The sequence below is a fragment of the Methylibium sp. genome, assembly GCF_031393925.1.
GTDB lineage: Bacteria > Pseudomonadota > Gammaproteobacteria > Burkholderiales > Burkholderiaceae_C > Methylibium.
The window spans coordinates 1-2,915 of the sequence record NZ_JANMWL010000256.1 but is presented as its reverse complement, the minus strand read 5'-3'; the positions used below and the strand labels follow the sequence as shown (position 1 = coordinate 2,915).

Annotated in this window: 2 protein-coding genes and 1 pseudogene; all 3 read left to right on the top strand. The window is 64.4% G+C overall.

Annotated features, from left to right (window positions below):
• A pseudogene (locus RMO12_RS13620) lies at nucleotides 1-528 on the top strand (nitrite reductase large subunit); the annotation flags it as partial.
• The gene (nirD, locus tag RMO12_RS13615) at nucleotides 525-881 is read left to right on the top strand and encodes a nitrite reductase small subunit NirD (RefSeq protein WP_309639694.1); all 357 of its coding nucleotides are present in this window, start codon (nucleotides 525-527) and stop codon (nucleotides 879-881) included. The pseudogene RMO12_RS13620 and the gene nirD, both read left to right, overlap by 4 nt.
• 25 nt (nucleotides 882-906) lie before the next feature.
• Nucleotides 907-2,915 (top strand): molybdopterin-dependent oxidoreductase (locus RMO12_RS13610; RefSeq protein ID WP_309639693.1); only part of this gene is annotated, 2,009 nt, incomplete at its 3' end.

The following is a 2,915-nucleotide window of genomic DNA, read 5'->3' as shown; positions in this document are numbered from 1 at the left end:
ACCGTCAAGACCTGCGTGGGCAGCGAGTGGTGCCGCTTCGGCACGCAGGACAGCACGCAGATGGGCAAGGACCTGGAGCGCGCGATGTGGCGCATGTACGCGCCGCACAAGGTCAAGTTCGCGGTGTCGGGCTGCCCGCGCAACTGTGCCGAATCGGGCATCAAGGACGTGGGCATCATCGGCGTGGACTCCGGCTGGGAGATGTACGTGGCCGGCAACGGCGGCATCAAGACGGAGGTGGCGCAGTTCCTGGTGAAGCTCAAGACCTCCGAGGAGGTGCTCGAGTACACCGGCGCCTTCTGCCAGCTCTACCGCGAGGAAGGCTGGTACCTGGAGCGCACCGTGCATTACGTCGGGCGCGTCGGCCTGGACCACGTCAAGAAAAAGATCCTCGACGATCCGGCCGGACGCAAGGCGCTGTGGGAGCGCCTGCAGTTCGCGCTCGACGGCGAACCCGACCCCTGGTTCGATTTCGACAAGGCGACGGTGGATACGCGTCAGTTCCATCCCCTCGGAGCCGTGGCATGAGCAACTGGAAATCGATTTGTCGCATCGACGACATCCCGGTGCTCGGGGCACGTCGCGTGGCGCGCGGGCAGGCCACTGCCGTGGCGGTATTCCGCAACGCCGAAGACAAGGTTTTCGCGTTGCTCGACCGCTGCCCGCACAAGGGCGGGCCGCTGAGCCAGGGCATCGTGTTCGGCGAAAGCGTGGCCTGTCCGCTGCACAACTGGACCATCGGCCTGGCCGACGGCTGTGCCAAGGCACCGGACGCCGGCTGCACCACGCGGTTCAGCGTCAAGGTCGACAACGGCGTGGTTCACCTCGACCGCGACGAGCTCGACCAGTTGGCGCTGGACCCGGCGGGCCAGCCGGCCTGAGCACGTTCACGCAAGAGGACACACGATGATCTTTGGCCGCACGAACCGCAAACCCATTTCCATCCCCGTCAAGGACGTGAAGGAATGGAAATACACGACCTGCAACTATTGCTCGACCGGTTGCGCCATAGAAATCGGCCTGAACGAGAACGGCAAGATCGTCACCAGCCGGGGCCATGCCGGCGCCGACGTGAATCGCGGCAAGCTGTGCATCAAGGGCCTGCTGGAGCATGAGCTGTTCGACTCGCCCGGGCGCGGCCGGGTGCCACTGATGCGCGACAAGGCGCACCTGCCCTTCCAGCCCGCGAGCTGGGACGCGGCGCTCGACAAGACCGCGGCGAAGATCAAGGAAATCCAGGCCAAGTACGGCCGTGACTCGTTTGCCGTGGTTTCCACCGGTCAGTTGCTGACCGAGGAGTTCTACACGCTCGGCAAGCTGGTGCGCGGACAGATCGGCACCAACAACTACGACGGCAACACCACGCTGTGCATGGCCTCGGCCGTGTCGGGCTACAAGCGCTCGTTCGGCTCCGACGGCCCGCCCGGCTGCTACGGTGACTTCGAGCACACCCACTGCCTGATGGCCTTCGGCTCCAACCTGCCAGAGCAGCACCCCGTCATCTACTGGCGTCTCAAGGAAGCGCTGGAAAAGCGCAAGTTCCCGCTGATCGTGGTCGACCCGCGCGTGACGATGTTCGCGCAGTTCGCCGACATCCACCTGCCCATCACGCCCGGCACCGACACCGTGCTCATCAACGCGATGATGCATGTGATCTTCAAGGAAGGCCTGCAAGACGAGGACTACATCGCCAGGCACACCAAGGGCATCGACGACCTGCGCACCCTGCTGGCCGACTACGACCCGAAGACGGCGCAGCACGTTTGCGGCATCGATGAAGACCGCATCCGCACCGTGGCGCGCCTCTATGCCAAGGCGCCCACGGCGATGAGCATCTGGACGATGGGGATCAACCAGTCCACGCACGGCTCCGACGGCGTGGTGGACATCAACAACCTCAACCTGATCACCGGCAACATCGGCATTCCCGGTGGCACCAGCCTGTCGATCACCGGCCAGTGCAACGCGATGGGCACGCGCGAATGGTCGTCGTGCTCCGGCTTGCCCGGCTACCGAGCACTGGAAAAAGCCAAGGACCGCAAATTGGTCGCCGACTACTGGGGCATCGACGAGAGCTTCTTTCCGGCAACCCGCGGCCTGGCCCAGACCGACATCTTCCCCGCCATCGAGACCGGCGAGATCAAGGGCCTGTGGCTGGTCGCGACCAACCCGATGACTTCGATGGCCAACCAGCCGCGCATCGTCAAGGCGATGGAGAACCTGGAGTTCCTGGTGGTGCAAGACGTGTACGAGGACGTGGAGACCAACAAGTATTCGCACGTCTTCCTGCCCGCGGCGGTGTGGGCCGAGAAAGAAGGCTGCCACACCAACACCGAGCGCCGCGTCAACCTCACGCGCAACGTATTGAAGCCCTACGCCGACAGCAAGCCCGACTTCTGGATCTTCAACCAGCTGGCCAAGCGCTTCGAGGACCGCAACAAGATCCACTTCCCCGCGTCGCCGGAAGGCGCGTTCGACGAGATGAAGCATCTGTCCAAGGGCGAGGGACGCACGCTCGACATCTCGGGCATGAGCTACGACCGCATCGAGGCCGCGCGCGGCATCCAGTGGCCCTACAGCGAAGCGCAGGCGCGAGCCGACGTGGCCCGGATCGGGCCGGCCCACGGCTTCGACATGCAGCTGCGCCAAGACTTTCTCGGCAACCCTCGCCTGTACACCGACGGCAAATTCCAGACGCCCGACGGACGCGCCAACCTGATCGCGGTGCGCTTCGTCAACAACAACGAGTGCCCCGATGCCGAGTACCCGTTCTGGTTGAACTCGGGTCGCGTGGTGGAGCATTTCCACACCCGCACGCGCACCGGCAAGATCGGCAACTGCAACAAGTTCAGCCCGACGCCGTACATGGAAATGAACCCGGACGCGGCGGATGAACTCGGCATCGAACACCAGAG